Genomic DNA, 20,658 nt, shown 5'->3' with positions numbered 1-20,658 from the left:
GGGCTTATATCCTTATTATTTTAGCGTTCGACTTTTAATACGGCTAAGAACGCTTCTTGCGGGATTTCTACGCTACCCACCTGTTTCATGCGTTTCTTACCTTCTTTCTGTTTAGACAGAAGTTTTTTCTTACGTGACACGTCACCACCATAACACTTCGCCAATACGTTTTTACGCATCGCTTTCACAGTCGAACGTGCAATGATTTGCGCACCAATTGCCGCCTGAATCGCGACATCAAACATTTGACGTGGAATCAGGTCTTTCATTTTTTCAACCAGTGCAATACCACGATGGCGTGCATCGTTACGGTGACAGATCATCGCCAAGGCATCGACTTTTTCACCATTGATCAAGACATCTACTTTGACTAAAGAGGAGCTTTCAAAACGGACAAAGTTATAGTCGAGTGATGCAAAACCACGTGAACAAGACTTCAATTTATCAAAGAAATCCATCACCACTTCGGCCATTGGAATTTCGAAAGTAATAGAAACCTGATTCGCCATAAACTTCATGTCTTTTTGCACACCACGGCGCTCAACACACAATGTCATGACGTTACCCAGGTATTCTTGCGGCACAAGAATATGACATTCAGCAATCGGTTCACGCAGATCTTCAACGGTTGAACCATCCGGCATTTTGGATGGACTGTCGATATAAATCGTCTGACCATTCTTCATCACCGCTTCATAAATTACAGTTGGCGCAGAAGAAATCAGGTCAAGATCGTATTCGCGTTCCAGACGTTCTTGTACGATCTCCATGTGCAGCATGCCCAAGAAGCCACAGCGGAAACCAAACCCGAGTGCATCTGAACTTTCAGGTTCAAAAAACAAGGCCGAGTCATTGATTTGCAGTTTATGCAACGCTTCACGGAAAGGTTCAAAATCGCTGGCATCAATCGGGAATAGACCAGCATAAACCTGTGGTTTCACCTTTTTAAAGCCCGGCAATGTTGCCACTTCAGGTGTTGCTGCCAGTGTAATCGTATCACCGACTGGCGCACCGAAAATATCTTTAATACCAGCAATCACAAAGCCAACTTCGCCCGCTTCCAGCATACCGGTTTCAGTATGTTTCGGGTTAAAGATACCTACAGAAGTAATAATATGCGTTTGACCAGTTGATTTGATCAACATCTTGTCGCCTTTACGCACTCGACCCTGCTTGACCCGAACCAGAGAAACCACACCCAGGTAGTTATCAAACCAAGAATCCACAATCAGCGCTTGTAACGGCGCTTCGCGATCCCCCTCAGGTGCAGGAATTACATTGACCAGTGTTTCAAGCACACCTTCAATACCTAAACCTGTTTTTGCAGAACAGGTCGGCGCTTCTGCGGCTTCAATCCCGATAATGTCTTCAATTTCCTGAATCACACGTTCAGGTTCAGCTTGCGGCAAGTCGATCTTGTTCAGTACCGGAAGTACTTCCAGACCTTGTTCAATTGCGGTATAGCAGTTGGCAACAGACTGTGCTTCTACGCCCTGCGCAGCATCTACAACCAGCAAGGCACCTTCACAGGCAGCAAGGGAGCGTGAGACTTCATACGAGAAGTCGACGTGTCCCGGTGTATCAATAAAGTTCAACTGATACTCTTGACCGTTGGGATGCGTATAGTACAAGGTTACCGAAGTGGCTTTAATGGTAATCCCACGTTCGCGCTCAAGCTCCATTGAGTCAAGGACTTGAGCCTGCATTTCACGATCTTGCAAGCCGCCACAAGTTTGAATAAAGCGATCCGCTAGGGTCGATTTACCGTGGTCAATGTGCGCAATAATCGAGAAGTTACGAATGTTTTTAATATCAACAGATTTTTTAGCTTGCGCCATGGGTTACCTTGAGAAAAAACGCGCTATGTAATTTAAAAATATTACATAACAAAAGCCGAATAGAAATTGCGAAGGATTATAGCAGAATGGTGATCTAGAAAAAGAATTATATTTTTTCCTTTATCCCTCACCTTATGTACGCCACAGTCAAGCGAAATCTCAATCAACACCACACGTAGAAGATAACTGTTATCTCCATTTACTCCTCAATGCTAGACCGATATCCTGATCAGGCTAGAGAGCATAATCTTTTCAATCCAGATATAAAGTGGAAAAATCAAAAGGATTTATATGTTCTGAAAGTGGCTGATATGCTTGGGTAAATGTCGGTGACATGCGTTTGGGACGTCCGGTGGCCATTTCGATACAGGCCCATTGGGTACTTCCAGTAAACAACAGAATCTGATCCTGTGGTCGATAAAATGCGTATTGTCTAAATGAATACAAGGCATTGATATCATTCAGCCAGGTGCGCAGAATAATCTCGTCTCCCTCAAAAGCTGCCTTACGGTATTGCACCTGATGCTCAACAGCAACCATGGCATGTTTCAGCTCTACATATTGCTTGAGTCCCAAGCCCAGTTTTTCAATATGAGCTGATGCGACATCCTGCATCCATTGCACATAGATCACATTGTTCACATGACCTAATCCATCAATATGGTTGGCTTGAACCTTTAAAGCAAGATCAAAAATACCGCTCACTGTGCTGTTATCCTTCCCATGATTTTAAGGTTATAGAGTCTACCGAATTTATCGCTGGGGTAAATTGCAAAAAATAAAAAACCGCTTATACAAGCGGTCTTTCACAAAAATCCAGCAATTTTATGAGATACGCATCCCGACCACAGCAAGCTGCCCCTGACGAATCAAGGTGACACGCGCGATGCTACCCTTTTTCAGTTCAGACACCTCTTGCACAAACTGATTTGAATTCAGTACTGTCTGGTTATTAATTTGAGTGATCACATCATTCGGCATGATTCGTGCCTGTGCTGCAATACCACCCGGACGTACATCCTGAATCACCACACCGCCTTTGATTTCCAGACTCGCCAACTCTGCTGGACTTAAGTCACGAATTGAAACCCCGATCACTGGTCCTTTGTTTGGTTGAGCCTGTGTGCCTGCTTTTGCCGGAGTATCATCTGGTGCCGCACTTAAAGTCGCTGCAATACTACGACGTTTATCATCACGCAAGATTTCAAGTTGTACCTGCTGCTGAGGTGCAGTACGGTTCAGATAGTTCAACAGTTCACTGGTACGTGAAATTGGGGTACCGTTGTATTTCAAGATGACATCACTGGCACGCAGACCTGCACGTGCAGCCGGAGAGTTTGGTGCAACCTGAGTTACCAGAGAACCTTCTGGTTTAGGTAAGTTATAAGATTCGGCCAGGTTACGGTCGATATCCTGTAAACTTACGCCCAGATAAGAGCGGGTCACTTTACCATTCTTCTTCAGTTGATCTGCAACTTCCATTGCCACATCAATCGGAATCGAAAAGGATAAGCCCATATACCCACCGGTTCCACTAAAGATCCGTGAGTTGACACCGACTACTTCACCACGCTGGTTAAACAGAGGGCCACCTGAGTTACCCGGGTTCAATGCTACATCTGTCTGGATGAAAGGTACTGCAGTTTCACCCATCATATTACGCATTTTGGCACTGACAATTCCGGCAGAAGCTGAATAATCAAAACCAAATGGCGAACCAATTGCGAGTACAGGCTCACCAACACGTAAGCGTCCTACATCCCCTGTCCGTAATTCTGGAAAATTCGAGCCATTAACTTTAAGCAAAGCTACGTCAGTTCGTGCATCACTCCCAACAACAGTGGCATCAATTTCCCGACGGTCATTCAGGGTAATGGTGACTTTGGAAGCATCTTCAACCACATGATGATTGGTCAGCAGATAGCCATCCTTGCTGATAAAGAATGCACTGCCATAACCGGTTTTTTCCTGTGGCATACGCTGCTGCGGAATAATCACCTGATTGCCAAAAAAGCGGCGCAGAATTTCCGGCACTTGTTGTTGTAAGAGCTCTTCTTCGCTCATTTTTTTAACGACATTGACACTGACCACTGCAGGACTGACCTGCTCGACCAGATTTGAAAAATCAACCGGCGTTACAGCCTGCAACTGTGCAGCACTCATGGTGAGAGTGGCTGCAAATAATCCTTTTTTTAAGTCTAGAATTTTCATATAAATTATTCACTCAAATTATTGATAAATTTATGTAAATAGGTTTTATCACAAACACTGTAAAGTTTAAGTAATAATATGTTTCAATACTTTATTCTGGGCAATATCTCATTATTAAAGCATTAAGTTAAGGCTTTGATTAATTTTTTTCATCAATAAATGAGCACTTCAACGCTTGCCTTTTGTACAAAAAAGCGCTGTTATTACCAAACTTTTTTAAAATTAGCTGATGGACATGTCTAATTTATCCCTTACCCATCAATTTGACGTCATTATTGTGGGCAGTGGCGGTGCTGGTTTAAGTTTAGCCTTATCGCTCCCAGATCATTTTAATATTGCAGTCTTAGCGAAATCCACCCTGACAGATGCCAGTACCTTTTATGCTCAAGGCGGCGTGGCCGCAGTATTGGATGAAATGGACTCAATTGAACAGCATATTGATGACACGATGATTGCAGGTGTGCAACTGTGTGAAATGGATGCGGTTAAACAGACGGTAGAAGGTGGCAAACCCTCGGTTGATTTCCTGCTGAAACATGGCGTTCAATTTACCCTCGATGAACAGGAACAATTACATCTCACCCGTGAAGGTGGTCATTCACAGCGCCGAATTATTCATGCGGCCGATGCGACTGGTCGTGCCATTTCCACTACTCTGGTACAACGGGCTCAAGAAAAACAGAATATTAAAATCTTTGAAAATTATATTGCGATTGACCTCATCTGTTCGCAAAAACTCGGTTTAGACGGTGACAATCGGGCGCTGGGTTTATATGTGCTGGATGAAAACACTGAAAAAGTGCATACCTTTTTAGCATCATTTACCGCCCTTGCCTGTGGCGGTGCCATGAAAGCTTATCTTTACACCTCAAATCCAGATATTGCTACGGGTGATGGTATTGCCATGGCTTATCGTGCCGGCTGCCGGGTCGCAAATATGGAATTTAACCAGTTTCATCCGACCTGTCTTTATCATCCGCAAGCACGTTCTTTCCTGATTACTGAAGCAATGCGCGGCGAAGGCGCTTATCTGCGCCTGCCTGATGGTGAACGCTTTATGCTGCGTTTTGACGAGCGCGCCGAACTCGCACCGCGTGATATCGTGGCCCGTGCCATCGACTATGAAATCAAGCGACTCGGTATTCGTCATGTCTGGCTGGACATTACCCATAAAGATGAAAGCTTTGTCAAAGAGCATTTCCCTACCCTGTATGCTCGTTTGCTCGAACTGGGTATTGATATTACTAAGGACATGATTCCAGTTGTTCCGGCAGCTCATTACACCTGCGGTGGTGTCATAGTCGATGAAAACAGTCAGACTGATATTGCTGGACTTTATGCGATTGGGGAAACCTCTTATACTGGCCTGCATGGTGCTAACCGTATGGCCAGTAACTCACTTTTAGAATGTTTTGTCTATGGAATGAGTGCAGCCAAGCACATTCAGGAAAATTTCAAGGCCGATCAGCCAGCTCCTGCAGTCCCAGCTTGGGATGATTCTCAGGTGACCAATCCGGATGAGGATGTGGTGATTCTGCAAAACTGGGATGAACTGCGTCAAACCATGTGGAACTATGTCGGAATCGTACGCACGACGAAGCGTCTGGAACGTGCATTACATCGTATTGAAATGCTGAGAAAAGAAATTACCGAGTATTATCAGGATTACCAGGTCAGCAAAAATCTGATTGAGTTACGTAATCTGGTGCTGGTGTCCGAGATGATTGTACGCTGTGCCATGCACCGCAAAGAATCTCGCGGTCTGCATTTCACCCTGGATTATCCAGAGCTGCTACCAGAACTACGCAAAACAGTCCTCGTGCCACCAAATTTTGAAGTGGAAACACCTTTGGTGAATTGTTAAAAGTCGATGGAGATAACATCCTTGGATGATATCTCCTTTTCTTTTTAGATTTTTATTTGCTCAAAGTCAGCTTAGGCTATTTATAGCCAGTCTTCTAATTTCAAATATTTAACGTTGTGGTGGAATTGAATATGTTCCGGTCACATGCGCCACAGGTTCTTCATGATCTATCGAATAAATCCAGACTTCTCCCACGATCAGTGCCTTGCCGACCTTGATCAGCTTACACTCTCCCCGTATATCTGTCCCACCTGAAGGTTTACGTAAGAAGTTGATATTCAGATTGGTCGTGACAGCCAAACCGACCAATCCAATTTCACCCAGAATGGCGACATAAAGAGCAAAATCCGCCAAGGTCATCATGGTTGGGCCAGAAACTGTGCCGCCTGGACGCAATTCCTCTGATCTCACCTGATAAAGCAGAGTGGCTCCACGCGGCGAAACCTTCTCAATTCGGCACTTCTCCAGGCTTTGTGGAAATTCTTGTTGTAAAAATTGTTCTATCTCTGTTTTGGTCGTTTTCATCTTATTAAAAAAATCTTCTATATCAGCCTTAATATAGAAGATTCTTCACAGATAAACCTAGAGAAAAATTAAATAAAAAGTATTTTAATAATCGGCTTATTTTAGATAACTTAAGGCCTGCTCAAATACCTGCTCAGGCGTTTGAGTTGCATCCAGACGTTTGATCCGTTCAGGATAACGTTGCCATAAAGTTTCATATCCCGCTCTCACTTTCTCAAAGAAAGTGACTTTTTCCTGTTCAAAGCGATCCAGCGCACCACGTTCACGTGCTCGGTTCATCCCCAGTTCAATAGGTGCTTCTAACCAGAACGTGATGTCCGGCATGCGTGCGACAAAGTGGTCATTCAGTAACTGCAACTTGGTTTCGCTCAGACCCCGACCTGCACATTGATAGGCAAAGCTGGCATCGCTAAAACGGTCACATAAGACAATTTTCCCAGCTTCTAATGCGGGCAGAATCACTTGTGCCAGATGCTGGGCACGCGCCGCATACATCAATAACAGCTCGGTATCATGCGCCATGGCTTCTTCATGGTTCACAGCCAGCAACAGCGAGCGAATCTGCTCAGCCATCGGGGTTCCACCGGGTTCACGAGTCAAAATAACATCTTTGCCCTGTGCGATAAAATCTTCATAGATCGAACGAATGAGCGTGGTTTTACCTACACCTTCTGTGCCTTCAAAGCTAATAAACATACTCATTCCTTATTTTTCGAGCGTAAAATCGTCAGATATTCCTGTACGGCTTTATTGTGGTCATTCAGATTGCTCGTGAATTTATGCCCACCATTACCGGTAGCGACAAAATACAGGTTGTCAGAATTATCCGGATGCATGGCTGCTTCAATGGCTTTCTTGCTTGGCAAGGCAATCGGTGTTGGCGGCAAACCTGAAATGGTATAGGTGTTATACGGCGTCGGTGTGCGTAAATCCTTGCGAGTAATATTGCCGTTATAGCTGTCACCCATGCCATAAATCACTGTTGGATCGGTCTGTAAACGCATGCCAATTTTTAAACGGCGTACAAATACCCCAGAAACCTGTTCCAATTCACGATCCACACTGGTCTCTTTTTCAATGATTGAGGCCATGATCAGCGCGTCATATTTATTCTGATACGGCAGATCAGTTGCACGTTTCGCCCACGCCTCATCCAGTGCTTTCATCTGGCGCTGATACAGATTGGTCAGAATTTTACGGTCAGTTTCACCTTTGGCAAAGAAATAAGTATCCGGTGCAAACAGCCCTTCAGGATGTGAAAACGGAATATTCAATTCTTTGAGTAATTGCTCAGTAGGCAGATGCAGTACTTCTTTGGTGACTAAATCATTTTTCTTCAGGGCATCAATCAGTTGCTTAAAGGTCGTGCCTTCAATTACCAGAATCCGGCTCATCTGGGCATTGTCTGCATCGGAAATCATCTCCAAGACCTGACGGATGCTCATGCCTTGGCGTACTTCATACACGCCCGCTTTCATGGTGTCATGAATCATGATGCGCTGATACAGCTTGAGAATGATCGGGAAACTCACCTGATCTTCTGTGGCCAGACGATCAATAAAACCGGAATAGGTTTGACCAGATTCGATCGCGAGCAGCTGTTTTTTTCCTTCTACAGGATAATCCTTCCACAAACTGCTTTTCAGGATTAACGCCAAGATCAAAGCAATACCAATCAGGACTAAGGCAATTCCTTTGAAAGATGAGGAGAATCTCGCTTTATTTTTCTTTTTGGCTTTAGGTTTGGAAGCTGACATATTAAGACATCTGGTTTAATCGAAGACGGTTAAAAAGTTCAATACAAGCATTGCCATCCAAGGCGCGCTGCTCAAATTGTGTGACAATTTTCATCGGGCTGAGTGCATTGCAGAAAAACAGACTCCGAATATGGGAAATTTCATCCATACCGATATATCGTTGCTCATAGACAATACCCTGATCTTGCATACGTTGTAGAATTTCTGCACGCATGACACCGAAGACGCCATTATAACGGAGTTCTGGCGTAATCCATGTATTCTTTATAAGAATGAAACAATTACTGCTCACCCCTTCGACAATGCCACCTTGTACATCTGTCACTATTGCCTCAGGCCAGCCGCGTTGATCTGCTTCCTGTTTCAGTAAAACCTGCTCCAGGCGGTTCAGGGTTTTCAGTCCAACCAGACTGGGCATAGTCAATCCCACTGCCTGCTGCAATACGCCACTTTGAATCTGTTCAAACTTAAAATCCTGTATGTCTTGAGGATAATAAAACAGCCAGAGATCTGCGGGATGATCCGGCAAACTATAACCGCGCTGACCCACTCCACGACTGAGCACAATCTTTAATGTCCCGTTCAGCTTACCCTCTGATTCCCCGAGAAGCTGTAAACTTTCCGTGATCAGATCGAGATTGGCATTCAGGCTTAAGCTCTGATTGCTGTTTTGCAAACGTGTCAAATGACGATCATACAATTCAATCCGGTTATGTCGAATCCGGGCCGTAGTAAAACAACCATCACCATAATGAAAGCCACGATCCAGCACCTCTATATGACTGACACGTTGGGCATTTTTTAAATACAGCATATTTTTACGGTCTCTAAAATATAAATTGAGCAGTAATATCCAGGCTTCACCTATATATCTCTTTTACTCACATCCAATTCTTTTTTAATTATTTTTTATGCAAAAAAACTCAAGCTATTCTTGCCTCATCTAACAAAAGCTAAAAAACTTGAGGAAAAAATGAGCATTCGTAAATTAAAAATTGGGGTATTGGCAGCACTGGTATCAGCAAGCGCTTTTAGTGTCTCTGCAAAAGATTTCCTAAACGTTTCATATGACCCGACTCGTGAATTATATGACAATTTCAATAAGGAATTCAGCGCATACTGGAAAAAAACCACCGGTCAGGATATTAACTATAAACAGTCACATGGCGGTTCAGGCAAACAGGCACGTGCCGTGATTGACGGACTGGATGCCGATGTTGTAACACTGGCACTGGCAGCAGATATTGATGAAATTGCAGAACGTGGTTTGCTGCCTAAAGACTGGCAAAAGAAATTCCCGCAGAATTCGACACCCTATACTTCAACCATCGTTTTTCTTGTACGTAAAGGCAATTCAAAAGGAATCAAAGAATGGGGAGATCTGGTTAAACCAGGCGTAGACATTATTACCCCGAACCCAAAAACTTCAGGTGGTGCACGCTGGAATTATCTGGCTGCCTGGGCGTGGGCCAAACACCAGAAAGGTGGCAATGATGCCAAAGCACAAGACTTTGTCCGTCAAATCTACAAACAAACCAAAGTACTGGATTCGGGTGCGCGTGGTGCTACTACGACTTTTGCTGAGCGTGGTATTGGCGATGTATTACTAGCTTGGGAAAATGAAGCACATTTAGCTGTCCGCGAACAACCAGGAAAATTTGAAATCATTACTCCTTCTCTGTCTATTCTGGCTGAACCACCCGTGGCAATCGTAGAAAAAAATGCCAAGAAAGATGGTAATGAACATCTGGCCAAAGCCTATTTAAATTACCTCTATTCACCTGCTGGACAGACTGTGGCGGCGAAAAACTTTTACCGTCCACGTAATGCGAATGTCTTGAAGCAATACAATAGTGTGTTCAAATCATTAAAACTGGTCACCATTGATAAAGAATTTGGTGGCTGGACCAAGGTTCAGAAACAGCATTTTGACAATGGCGGTGTGTTTGATCAGATTGTCAAAGCCAATCACGCAAAATAATACTTTAAATGCAGTTCATTATGGCCTTTATTCATAAGGCCATTCTTATTTCAAACACTTAAGAGCTTATTTATCTATTTTTTTCATATAAAATTCATTTTTAATTATTTTTTATGCATAAAGAATAAGTTTATTCTGCGCTTATGTTACAGAACATATCAGAGATTCAGTCCAGATGAGCATTTCAAACACATTAAAACTTGGGGTTTTAGGAGCTGTTATCTCGGCAACCTCATTTGGTGCAGCAGCACGTGATTTTCTCAATGTATCCTATGATCCGACCCGTGAACTGTATGAAGATGTAAATAAGAATTTTGGCAAATATTGGGAAAGCCGTACCGGTCAAAAAATCAATTTCAAGCAATCGCATGGCGGTTCAGGCAAACAGGCACGTGCCGTGATTGATGGTCTGGATGCAGATATCGTAACGTTAGCATTGGCTGCCGATATTGATGTGCTGGCAGAAAAAGCTAAACTGTTACCTGCGGACTGGCAAAAGAAATTGCCGCAAAACTCGACGCCTTATACTTCAACCATCGTGTTCCTGGTGCGTAAAGGCAATCCGAAAGAGATTAAGGACTGGGGTGATCTGGTCAAACCGGGCGTAGCAATCATTACCCCAAACCCGAAAACTTCAGGCGGTGCACGCTGGAATTATCTGGCGGCTTGGGCTTGGGCCAAACATCAGGCGGGCGGCAACGATAAGACTGCGCAAGAATTTGTTCGTAAAATTTATAAAAATACCAAAGTTCTGGATTCCGGGGCACGTGGTTCAACCACGACCTTTGCTGAACGTGGCATTGGGGATGTTTTACTCGCATGGGAAAACGAAGCGCATTTAGCCCTTCGCGAACAGCCGGGCAAGTTTGAAATTATTACCCCTTCTCTGTCGATTCTGGCTGAGCCACCGGTGGCGATTGTAGAAAAAAATGCCAAGAAAAAAGGCAACCAGCACTTGGCTCAAGGTTATTTGAACTTCCTGTATTCGCCATTGGGTCAAGACCTGGCAGGTAAACATTATTATCGTCCACGTAATGCCAAAGTACTGGCCAAATACAGCCAAGTATTTAAGCCATTAAAACTGGTGACGGTTGATCAGGAATTTGGCGGCTGGAACAAAGTACAAAAGGCTCACTTTGAAAATGGTGGTGTATTTGACCAGATCGTTAAAGCCAACAGCGCGAAATAATTTTCCAAGCTGATTGATATAGGAGCATCGACATGATTCATACGCTTATCGTTCCTGGTGTAGGTGGCAGTGAATACAACCACTGGCAAACCTGCTTACAGCACCGGCTGATGCGATGCTCCCGTGTGCAGCAAAAGGACTGGAATCATCCGGTACTGGATATCTGGGTAGCAGAGTTTGTCAAAACTCTGCAAGCCATTCCAGCAGAGGTTCAGATTGTCGCACACAGCTTTGGCTGTCTGACCAGTATTGCGGCCCTTGCCCAACATCCCGAACTCAATGCAAAAGTAAAAAATCTGCTATTGGTGGCACCAGCTAATCCGGCACGATTTGGGGAAAATGGTTTTTCGCGCGACAGTCAGACTGACTACAGCACCTATTTTCAACAGCTCAAGCTTCAGGTGCCCACCACGTTATTGATCAGTGAAAATGATCCCTGGTTAAGTTTTGAAGATGCCCACATACTGGCCTAAACCTGGAAAATCAAACCAATTAATCTGGGTGCAGTCGGTCATGTCAATGTCGCTTCTGGTTTTGGCCCTTTTCCTGAAATTGAACACTATTTGATTTCAGAAAACACTATGCCCCATATCAGCAAAGTTGATGAGAGCAAGTGTTATTTTAAATTTGCATTTTAGTCGCTGCAAATTATGCTTGTGCCCAAATTGTTTTTTTATTTTAGCTGATTGACTTCAATCAGCTTTCTCTCTTCTGAGGAGTAATCATGTCGCAGCGATCCCGAGTGCTGCCAGGATTTGGTCTTTCTCTAGGCTTTACCCTAGCGTATTTGTCATTAATCGTTTTGATCCCGCTGTCAGCTGTTTTTATTAAATCACTGGGCATTGGCTGGGATGGCTTATGGGAAATCCTGAGCTCTGAACGTATCTTGAAATCATTGCAGTTAAGTTTCACCGCGGCCATTGTCGCTGCACTGGTCAATGTAGTGTTTGGCCTGTTACTGGCGTGGTGTCTGGTACGTTACAGCTTTCCGGGCAAACGTATTGTCGATGCCCTGGTAGATTTGCCTTTTGCCTTACCCACTGCGGTTGCGGGTATTGCCCTGACCTCTTTATATGCACCGACCGGCTGGATTGGTCAATATTTAGAACCGATTGGTATTCAAGTCGCTTATACCCCGATTGGTATTACACTGGCATTGATCTTTATTGGCCTGCCATTTGTGGTGCGTACGGTTCAGCCAGTCCTCAGCGATCTGGAAACTGAACTGGAAGAAGCGGCTTCTGCATTGGGCGCCAACCGGTTTCAGATCGTGACCAAAGTGATTTTCCCAATTCTGCTGCCTGCGCTGATCACAGGCTTTGCTTTAGCCTTTGCCCGTGGTGTCGGTGAGTATGGTTCGGTGATCTTTATTGCCGGTAACCAGCCTTTTGAAACGGAAATTGCACCCTTAATGATTATTTCTCGTTTAGAAGAATATGACTATGCTGGTGCAACCACGATTGCTGTCGTCATGCTACTGATTTCCTTCGTGATGCTATTCCTGATTAACTTATTACAGGCATGGGCCAGCCGTCGTACCGGGAGAACTGCGCGATGAGTTTAAATACCAACAGTAATGCGCTGGCTGAAAAGCTGCAATCCCGTGATGCAACCCGCGAACCGACTTGGGTACGTTATACGCTGCTCACTATTGCCTTAATCTTCTTTTTAAGCTGCCTGATTCTGCCCTTGATTCTGGTTTTTGTTGAAGCCTTTAAACAAGGGGTTGGCGTTTATACCCAAGCGCTGGTGCATCCGGATACTCTGTCGGCAGTAAAACTTACCTTGCTGACGGCTGCAATCGCAGTACCGCTCAACGTCGTATTTGGTGTTGCGGCAGCCTGGTCTGTAGCGAAGTTCAACTTTCCGGGGAAATCATTCCTGACCACCATTATTGATCTCCCTTTCTCGGTTTCACCTGTGATCGCGGGTATGATGCTGGTGCTGATTTTCGGTACCCAAGGCTGGATGGGTTCTTGGCTGATGGATCACGATATCAAGATCCTTTATGCAGTGCCTGCGATTGTCCTAGCGACTATCTTTATTACGGTACCTTTTGTTGCGCGTGAGCTAATTCCGTTAATGGAAGCACAAGGAACCGAAGAAGAAGAAGCTGCGATTGTACTCGGTGCATCTGGCTGGCAGACTTTCTGGAAAGTGACCCTGCCCAATATCAAATGGGGTCTGATCTATGGCGTGATTCTGTGTAATGCGCGGGCCATGGGTGAATTTGGTGCGGTGTCGGTGGTTTCCGGCCATATCCGTGGTGAAACCAATACCTTGCCGCTACACGTCGAAATTCTTTATAACGAATATACCTTTAGTGCTGCGTTTGCCGTGTCTTCGCTTCTGGCTCTCCTCGCAATTGTGACCCTGATTTTAAAAACATGGGTGGAACTGCGCCAGGAAAAACAAGACAAACGTAATGAAGATTCAACAGTTTCTTAAGGAATGCCCACATGAGTATTCAAGTACAAAATATTGAAAAACACTTTGGTGCATTCCATGCACTTAAAAATATCTCGCTGGATTTCCCAGATGGTCAACTGGTCGCACTTCTTGGTCCATCAGGCTGTGGTAAAACCACTTTGCTACGGATTATTGCCGGTCTGGAATCAGCAGATGGCGGTCAGGTTATTCTTGAGGGCGAAGATGCTACCAATGTGCATGTACGGGAGCGTGAAGTTGGTTTTGTATTCCAGCACTATGCCTTGTTCCGCCATATGACGGTATTTGACAATATTGCCTTTGGCCTGCGTGTGCGTCCACGTAAAACTCGTCCATCGGAAGCGGAAATTAAAAAACGTGTGACACGTTTACTCGACTTGGTTCAGCTCGGTTTCCTTGCTGACCGATATCCAGCTCAACTTTCTGGGGGTCAGCGTCAGCGTATTGCCCTTGCACGTGCTCTGGCCGTTGAACCACGTGTATTATTACTAGATGAACCTTTCGGTGCACTGGATGCCAAAGTGCGTAAGGAACTGCGTCGCTGGTTACGTACCCTGCATGACGAATTGCATATTACTTCGATCTTCGTGACTCATGATCAGGAAGAAGCACTTGAAGTTGCAGATCAGATCGTAGTAATGAACAAAGGCAATGTAGAGCAGATCGGTTCACCGCGTGAGGTCTATGAAACCCCGAAAACTCCATTTGTATTCGACTTTTTGGGTCAGGCGAACCGTTTTGAAGGTCAGAACCATGGCGGCCTCATCCAACTCGGCGAAGACCGCATTCAATTTGAGGGTGCAAAAAATGCCGCTCAAGGTGAAGTGATTTTATTCGCACGTCCAGATGAACTACGCATCCATGCACAGCCACACGACAATGCCATTCAGGCGACCTTCATTCGTGAATTATGGATCGCGGGTAAAGTAGTTGCTGAGCTAAATGACCGTCAAGGCAATCTGATTGAAATTTTACTGACGCCTGATGAAGCGAGAGCGCATCAATTCCGCCCAAATCAAACTGTTTGGTTAAGTGCGGTGAATTTGCATTTATTTGAAAACCAGGTCGCTTAAGATCAAAAGATGGGGCTTTAAAATGCCCCATCCTCTTCTAGGGTAAGAGAATTATGAATTTCCAACAATTAAGAATTATACGAGAAACGGTTAGACAAAACTTTAATTTAACTGAAGCTTCTGCTGCGCTTTATACTTCACAGTCCGGGGTAAGTAAGCATATTAAAGATCTGGAAGATGAACTGGGGGTACAGCTGTTTATCCGTAAAGGTAAACGCCTACTGGGTTTAACCGAACCGGGTCAGGCACTTTTAGGCATTGTGGAACGCATGCTGGTCGATGCCGACAATATCAAACGTCTGGCCGATGATTTCAATAAAGTCGATGAAGGCACATTGACCATTGCCACAACACATACCCAGGCGCGTTATGTGTTGCCACCAATTGTCAGCCAATTCAAAAAAGAATTCCCTAAAGTTCATTTGATTTTGCAACAGGCCAGCCCGGTTGAAATCACGGAAATGTTACTGCAAGGTCAAGCCGATATCGGTATTGCGACCGAAGCACTCACCACTGAAGATAATCTGGCCAGCGTGCCTTATTATAACTGGCAACATAGTATTATTACGCCGCAAAATCATCCGCTGGCGAGTAAGGAAAACATCCGGATTGAAGATCTGGCTCACTACCCGATTATTACCTATCATGGTGGTTTTACCGGTCGCTCCAAGATTGATACCGCCTTTGAAGAAGCTGGTTTTGATGTGGATATTGTGATGTCCGCACTTGATGCCGATGTCATCAAGACCTATGTAGAAATGAATATGGGTGTCGGCATTGTCAACGATGTGGCCTATGACCCGGAGCGTGATTACCGCTTAAAGCAGATTAAAACCGATATTTTCGGCGTAAATACCACTTGGATTGCAGTGCGTAAAGGTCATTTACTGCGAGGTTATGGCTACGAGTTTATTTCACTCTGCTCACCAGATGCGGATATTAAGGCATTGAAAAAAGTGGCTTATCCAGACGAATAAAGTGCAATATTTTAAGTTTTTAATCAAAGAGGCTACACCGCCTCTTTTTTATTTTTTGAGTAGATAAAGAATACAAATATCAAGCATAATCACGTGCATAATAAATTGAATTATACCAAGATGATCAATAATAAATTTGCTCTTTTCTCCGTGGGCTTGTTTTTCTCCGGGTCAGGTTATGCAGCAGCGTTTGAACAATCTGGTCAGTCCATTCAGTCTTTTTTTGAAAAAAATCATTATGCTGAAGTTTCTCTAGCTTGGATTCGCCCTGATATCAGCGGTCAGGTACAACATACCGAAGAGCTGCAACAATTAGGCATCACCGATTTTTCAACAGGAAATCTTGCCCATAACCAATTGATCTCCAATGTCGCATTAAAATTCCAGTTGAATCCTCAAGTGTCGTGGGGACTGATTTACGATCAGCCTTATTCTATAGATATCGCTTATCGTTATGATCCTGTTTTTGCAGGTGCAGCACTTCCAATTGAGGCTGCTACCATTCAGTTTAAGAGTCATAATTTGACCTCATTAATTGGCTTTCAACCAGACGATGACTGGAATTTTTATACAGGGCTAAGTTATCAAAGCTTAGAGGGAAATTTATATTTATCCGGGCAGACATTTTATATATTCAATGGTTATCGAGCCACATTTGAACGAGATCCCGCTTGGGGCTGGCTTGCTGGAATCAGTTATCAGATTCCTGAATATTTTTTTAGAACCGCACTGACCTATCGTTCTGCAATTACTCATCACAATAAAACTACTGAATCGATTGTTGTAGGTACGAATCCAGCGCCTTATACAGAAATTCAAACTCCTCAGTCAGTGAATCTGGATTTTCAGACAGCTTTAACTGATCAAAATGCGCTCTATGGCACGCTGGGTTGGTCAAACTGGCAAAATTTCGTGATCCAGCCGCCTAAATTTGGCGCTGTAATTGACTATGCGGCCTTACAGTTCCCTGAAGTAAAACCTTTTAGAATGATTGATTATCGTGAGGATCAATGGTCTGGAAAAATCGGACTTGCTCATCAATGGCCATCTTTTGGCATAAATTCTATCGAACTTTTATGGGATTCTGGCACAGGAAATCCGGCTTCAACATTGAATCCGAGTGATGGCTATTGGGGCATCGGACTAGGTCATCTTTATAAGATTCAAGAAACTTGGGATATTGCGACAGGACTATATTATTTAAAGTTTCAAAAACCTGAAATTTCCTCATCCGAGCCTATTACGCCACAGATTGCAGGTTTATCTGCAGTTTCCGATAACAGTGCCTTGATCCTAGGTTTGAAACTGGGTTATCACTTTTAAAATTGTTCTAAAAAATAAAAAAACGGGCCGAAGCCCGTTTTTTTATGAGACTAAAACTTAGAAGCGGAAGCTTACACCCAGTTTCGCTACTGGTAGCCATTCGTATTCATTGTCATTACGAATTTTATCTCTTTCTGTATCAATTGCATCTGTAATTAGACGACCATTTGCACTTCTTGCTGTCTGACTACCTGTGTTATATAAATCTACAGTAGGATTACCATTATAGTAGGCACCGATCTCACCAAAGACGCCCCAACGGTTGGTAATTGCCGGTGAGAAACCAATGCCTAGATAAGGTGCGATATTATTTTTGTAAGATAAACTACCTACCACATCTCCTACATCTGCACCAAATGTTGAACCATCAATTCTGATTTCACCATCTGTCCCAGGGCGGCCACGTAAACCATAATCATTGTCCATGTAAGCAACACCTGCTGCCATATAGAACCAGTTCGCCCAAGGACGAATTTCAGCATTTAAATAGGTCAGGTTATTGTCCATATCCAGGTCATATTTAGTCCCATTTACTGAAATATCATCAGACCAGGAAATATCACCACCGTTATAACCTAAAGTCACGCCAACATATGGATTGGCATTCCAAGAAATTGCACCACCATAACCGGTAGTACCCACTTCAGCACGAACAGCTGCGGGTTTAAAGAAAGAGAATTCAGCAACGCCTTCATCTGTTACGATTGTTTCATCAGCAGCCATTGCAGAACTTGCTGCTAGAGCTAAGACTGATACTGCTAAAATGTTATGTAAAGATTTCATTATTTCTCTCCTCAAAAGAACTTATTTTGATCATTAGTTATTCGTGATAGGCTCAATATAAAGGACTTAAAAAATATTTTTTATTCGCATTTTGCTCATCTTTTGTTATTTTTTGATACAAATTAATTTTTCTTGTTCAGAACCAAGCATTTTCTAACACTTCTCCTACATTTCAACATAATGAAAAAGTATACTTATCACTTTAATAATTTCACGCTTTCTACACTTTTGGTTATTTTTCATCTATTTTTAGTGCTTTCAACTATTTTTCCTGCAATATAGTGTAAAATCTAGAAAATTTTTTTCTGGAAGGAAGATCATGTCGCAGCTTTCAACAATCATTGAACAAGCGTTTGAAGACCGTGCGAATTTTACAGCTGCAGATTGCTCTGCTGAAATCCGTCAAGCAGTTGAGGAAGTAATTGCTGGTCTAGACAATGGTACTTTACGTGTTGCTGAAAAAATCGATGGTGAATGGGTTGTTCATCAATGGATTAAAAAAGCGGTATTGTTATCATTTAAATTGAACGACAACAAACCAATGGAAGCTTGTGATCTTCGTTTCTATGACAAAGTAGAGACTAAATTCTCAGGTTGGAGTGAAGAACAATTTAAGGCTGCTGGTGTACGTGTCGTACCACCTGCTGTCGCACGTAAAGGTTCTTTCCAGGCCAAAGGCGTGATCTTGATGCCTTCTTATGTCAACATCGGTGCTTATGTAGATGAAGGCACGATGGTTGATACTTGGGCAACTGTAGGTTCATGTGCGCAAATTGGTAAAAATGTTCACTTGTCAGGTGGTGTAGGTATTGGTGGTGTGCTTGAACCGCTTCAAGCGAATCCAACCATTATTGAAGATAACTGCTTTATCGGTGCACGTTCTGAAATCGTTGAAGGCGTAATCGTTGAAGAAGGTTCTGTAATTTCAATGGGTGTATTCATTGGTCAATCGACCAAGATTTATGACCGTGCCACTGGCGAAATTCATTATGGTCGCGTACCAGCAGGTTCAGTCGTTGTTGCTGGTAGCCTCCCTTCTAAGTGTGGTACTTACAGCTTGTATGCTGCCATCATCGTGAAAAAAGTTGATGCACAAACTCGTTCTAAAACAAGCCTGAACGATCTATTACGCGAAGACTAAGATGGCTTAACTTAGAGGGCACCTTTGTGTTCCTCGGAGCTTCAACTGCTCCTCGTCTCTACGATTAGTAATAATCGTAGGGATTTTTATTTTTATACCTGGTTATTTATTTTTCATTGGTAAATTTTGTTATGAATACGCTTCGATCTTCTGCAATCCCAGTTTCTGATCCGTCTGCGGGTTTACGCATTACGGAGATTTTCTATTCATTGCAAGGTGAAGCCAATGCCGCAGGACTACCAACGGTATTTATCCGTTTAACCGGTTGCCCATTGCGTTGTAGCTATTGTGATACCACCTATTCCTTTGAAGGCGGTGAGCGTCAGTCTCTGGACGATATTATCCAGACTACGCTTGATTTTAAAACGCCTTACGTCTGTGTGACCGGCGGTGAACCACTGGCGCAGCCCAATGCCCTGCCCCTGATGCAGCGACTTGCGGATTTAGGATGTGAAGTTTCACTTGAAACCAGTGGCGCTTTAGATGTATCCAAAGTGGATCCGCGTGTTTCCAAAGTCCTCGATTTAAAAACACCTGCTTCAGGTGAAGTTGCACGAAATTTGCTTTCTAATCTCGATCATTTAACTGCACATGATCAAATCAAGTTTGTGATATGCAATCGTAAAGATTATGAATGGTCAAAGCAGCAGTTAGAGCTGTACCAACTTCAAGACAAAGTGAGTACAGTTTGGTTTTCGCCTGCATTTGCGATCGAAAAAGGTGCAGTTCAGTTACCACCACTGGCACGTGATTTGGCTCAGTGGATTTTAGAAGACCATCTCCCTGTTCGTTTCCAGTTACAGCTACACAAGTTGTTATGGAATGATGAAACTGGTCGTTAATTTTTTGTAAAGTATTTTTTTGGAGAATCAGCTTATGCGCCCTCGTGCCATTGTCCTGTTATCTGGCGGATTAGACTCAACAACATGTCTGGCTTGGGCGCAGGCACGCTATGAATGTATCGCACTCAGTTTTCGATATGGTCAGCGTTCAACGACCGAGCTGGATGCAGCAAAAGCTTTAACGCAACGTGCGGGTGTGGAACATCGAGTGATCAATATTGATCTGGGTAATCTGGGTGGCTCAGCCCTTACCGATCATAGTATTGAGGTACCCGACCATGAACAGGCTGGCATTCCGATTACCTATGTTCCGGCACGTAATACCATCTTCCTGTCTTACGCTCTGGCCGCGGCAGAAGTATTCGAAGCTGAAGCGATTGTGATCGGAATTAATGCGGTTGATTACTCCGGTTATCCGGATTGCCGTCCGGAATTTATTGACGCATTTGCCAACATGGCACGCCTTGCGACCAAGGTTGGCGTAGAGGGTCAAGCGCTCAAATTTGAAACACCTTTGTTACATTTATCCAAAGCAAATATCATTCGCTTAGGTATTGAACATGGCGTAGACTACAGTCAAACGGTGTCATGCTATCAAGCAGATGACCAAGGACGTGCCTGTGGCAAATGCGACAGTTGTCGTTTACGTAAACAGGGTTTTGCGGATGCAGGTGTTGAAGACCCGACACGTTATATACCGTAATAA

At 43.8% G+C, this 20,658-nt stretch carries 19 protein-coding genes and 1 pseudogene; 12 read left to right on the top strand and 8 right to left on the bottom strand.

Features of this window, described 5'->3' with window-relative positions:
• Positions 1-20 precede the first annotated feature (20 nt).
• The 3 genes from lepA to FTT86_RS11470 form a co-directional block, all read right to left on the bottom strand.
• Positions 21-1,838: a translation elongation factor 4 gene (lepA, locus tag FTT86_RS11480; protein WP_180181267.1), complete on the bottom strand. Its 1,818-nt coding sequence runs from the start codon at positions 1,836-1,838 to the stop codon at positions 21-23.
• A 252-nt stretch (positions 1,839-2,090) separates the two neighbouring features.
• The gene (locus FTT86_RS11475; RefSeq protein WP_071852274.1) at positions 2,091-2,543 is read right to left on the bottom strand and encodes a thioesterase family protein; all 453 of its coding nucleotides are present in this window, start codon (positions 2,541-2,543) and stop codon (positions 2,091-2,093) included.
• Positions 2,544-2,663: 120 nt separating this feature from the next.
• On the bottom strand, positions 2,664-4,049 hold the full coding sequence (locus FTT86_RS11470; protein WP_005247518.1) for a Do family serine endopeptidase: 1,386 nt from the start codon (positions 4,047-4,049) through the stop codon (positions 2,664-2,666).
• 229 nt (positions 4,050-4,278) lie between these two features.
• Here FTT86_RS11470 and nadB point away from each other — a divergent pair, with 229 nt between their 5' ends.
• Complete coding sequence (nadB, locus tag FTT86_RS11465) at positions 4,279-5,913, top strand: L-aspartate oxidase (RefSeq protein WP_180181266.1); 1,635 nt, start codon at positions 4,279-4,281, stop codon at positions 5,911-5,913.
• A 108-nt stretch (positions 5,914-6,021) separates the two neighbouring features.
• Here nadB and FTT86_RS11460 read toward each other — a convergent pair whose 3' ends face one another.
• The 4 genes from FTT86_RS11460 to pabC all read right to left on the bottom strand — a co-directional run bounded on the left by FTT86_RS11460 (position 6,022) and on the right by pabC (position 9,009).
• Positions 6,022-6,438, bottom strand: coding sequence for a PaaI family thioesterase (locus FTT86_RS11460; RefSeq protein WP_114540887.1), 417 nt, complete (start codon positions 6,436-6,438; stop codon positions 6,022-6,024).
• 96 nt (positions 6,439-6,534) lie between these two features.
• Positions 6,535-7,134, bottom strand: a complete 600-nt coding sequence (tmk, locus tag FTT86_RS11455) for a dTMP kinase (protein WP_180181265.1) — start codon at positions 7,132-7,134, stop codon at positions 6,535-6,537.
• A gap of 2 nt (positions 7,135-7,136) precedes the next feature.
• Positions 7,137-8,195 (bottom strand): endolytic transglycosylase MltG, encoded by a 1,059-nt coding sequence (mltG, locus tag FTT86_RS11450; protein ID WP_180181264.1) that lies wholly within the window; start codon positions 8,193-8,195, stop codon positions 7,137-7,139.
• A 1-nt stretch (position 8,196) separates the two neighbouring features.
• Positions 8,197-9,009: an aminodeoxychorismate lyase gene (gene pabC, locus FTT86_RS11445; protein ID WP_005103808.1), complete on the bottom strand. Its 813-nt coding sequence runs from the start codon at positions 9,007-9,009 to the stop codon at positions 8,197-8,199.
• A 159-nt stretch (positions 9,010-9,168) separates the two neighbouring features.
• Between pabC and FTT86_RS11440 the strand changes: the two genes are divergently transcribed.
• From FTT86_RS11440 to FTT86_RS11405, 8 genes and pseudogenes are all read left to right on the top strand, one after another.
• Positions 9,169-10,176: a sulfate ABC transporter substrate-binding protein gene (locus FTT86_RS11440; RefSeq protein WP_180181263.1), complete on the top strand. Its 1,008-nt coding sequence runs from the start codon at positions 9,169-9,171 to the stop codon at positions 10,174-10,176.
• Between the two features lie 175 nt (positions 10,177-10,351).
• On the top strand, positions 10,352-11,365 hold the full coding sequence (locus FTT86_RS11435; RefSeq protein ID WP_180181262.1) for a sulfate ABC transporter substrate-binding protein: 1,014 nt from the start codon (positions 10,352-10,354) through the stop codon (positions 11,363-11,365).
• Positions 11,366-11,397: 32 nt separating this feature from the next.
• Positions 11,398-12,003 (top strand): annotated as a pseudogene (locus tag FTT86_RS11430) (RBBP9/YdeN family alpha/beta hydrolase).
• 86 nt (positions 12,004-12,089) lie between these two features.
• The gene (gene cysT / locus FTT86_RS11425; protein WP_004279076.1) at positions 12,090-12,923 is read left to right on the top strand and encodes a sulfate ABC transporter permease subunit CysT; all 834 of its coding nucleotides are present in this window, start codon (positions 12,090-12,092) and stop codon (positions 12,921-12,923) included.
• Positions 12,920-13,813, top strand: a complete 894-nt coding sequence (cysW, locus tag FTT86_RS11420; RefSeq protein WP_004279077.1) for a sulfate ABC transporter permease subunit CysW — start codon at positions 12,920-12,922, stop codon at positions 13,811-13,813. The genes cysT and cysW overlap by 4 nt, the downstream gene beginning before the upstream one ends.
• 11 nt (positions 13,814-13,824) lie before the next feature.
• Complete coding sequence (locus tag FTT86_RS11415; RefSeq protein ID WP_004731677.1) at positions 13,825-14,886, top strand: sulfate/molybdate ABC transporter ATP-binding protein; 1,062 nt, start codon at positions 13,825-13,827, stop codon at positions 14,884-14,886.
• A 53-nt stretch (positions 14,887-14,939) separates the two neighbouring features.
• Positions 14,940-15,863 (top strand): CysB family HTH-type transcriptional regulator, encoded by a 924-nt coding sequence (locus tag FTT86_RS11410; protein WP_180181261.1) that lies wholly within the window; start codon positions 14,940-14,942, stop codon positions 15,861-15,863.
• A gap of 93 nt (positions 15,864-15,956) precedes the next feature.
• Entirely contained in the window at positions 15,957-17,186 is a 1,230-nt protein-coding gene (locus FTT86_RS11405; RefSeq protein ID WP_180181260.1) for an outer membrane protein transport protein, read from the top strand.
• A 57-nt stretch (positions 17,187-17,243) separates the two neighbouring features.
• Here the strand turns inward: FTT86_RS11405 and carO are convergent, their stop codons facing one another.
• A complete protein-coding gene (gene carO / locus FTT86_RS11400; RefSeq protein WP_044112180.1) occupies positions 17,244-17,969 on the bottom strand; it encodes an ornithine uptake porin CarO in 726 nt (241 codons plus the stop codon).
• Positions 17,970-18,288: 319 nt separating this feature from the next.
• Here carO and dapD point away from each other — a divergent pair, with 319 nt between their 5' ends.
• The 3 genes from dapD to queC all read left to right on the top strand — a co-directional run bounded on the left by dapD (position 18,289) and on the right by queC (position 20,655).
• Entirely contained in the window at positions 18,289-19,110 is an 822-nt protein-coding gene (dapD, locus tag FTT86_RS11395) for a 2,3,4,5-tetrahydropyridine-2,6-dicarboxylate N-succinyltransferase (protein WP_180181259.1), read from the top strand.
• A 131-nt stretch (positions 19,111-19,241) separates the two neighbouring features.
• Positions 19,242-19,952: a 7-carboxy-7-deazaguanine synthase QueE gene (gene queE / locus FTT86_RS11390; RefSeq protein ID WP_180181258.1), complete on the top strand. Its 711-nt coding sequence runs from the start codon at positions 19,242-19,244 to the stop codon at positions 19,950-19,952.
• A 34-nt stretch (positions 19,953-19,986) separates the two neighbouring features.
• Positions 19,987-20,655, top strand: a complete 669-nt coding sequence (gene queC / locus FTT86_RS11385) for a 7-cyano-7-deazaguanine synthase QueC (protein ID WP_005097579.1) — start codon at positions 19,987-19,989, stop codon at positions 20,653-20,655.
• The last annotated feature ends 3 nt before the right edge of the window (positions 20,656-20,658 follow it).

Source organism: Acinetobacter sp. YH01021, assembly GCF_013420255.1.
Classification (GTDB): domain Bacteria; phylum Pseudomonadota; class Gammaproteobacteria; order Pseudomonadales; family Moraxellaceae; genus Acinetobacter.
This window is presented reverse-complemented; position numbering and strand designations above follow the sequence as displayed.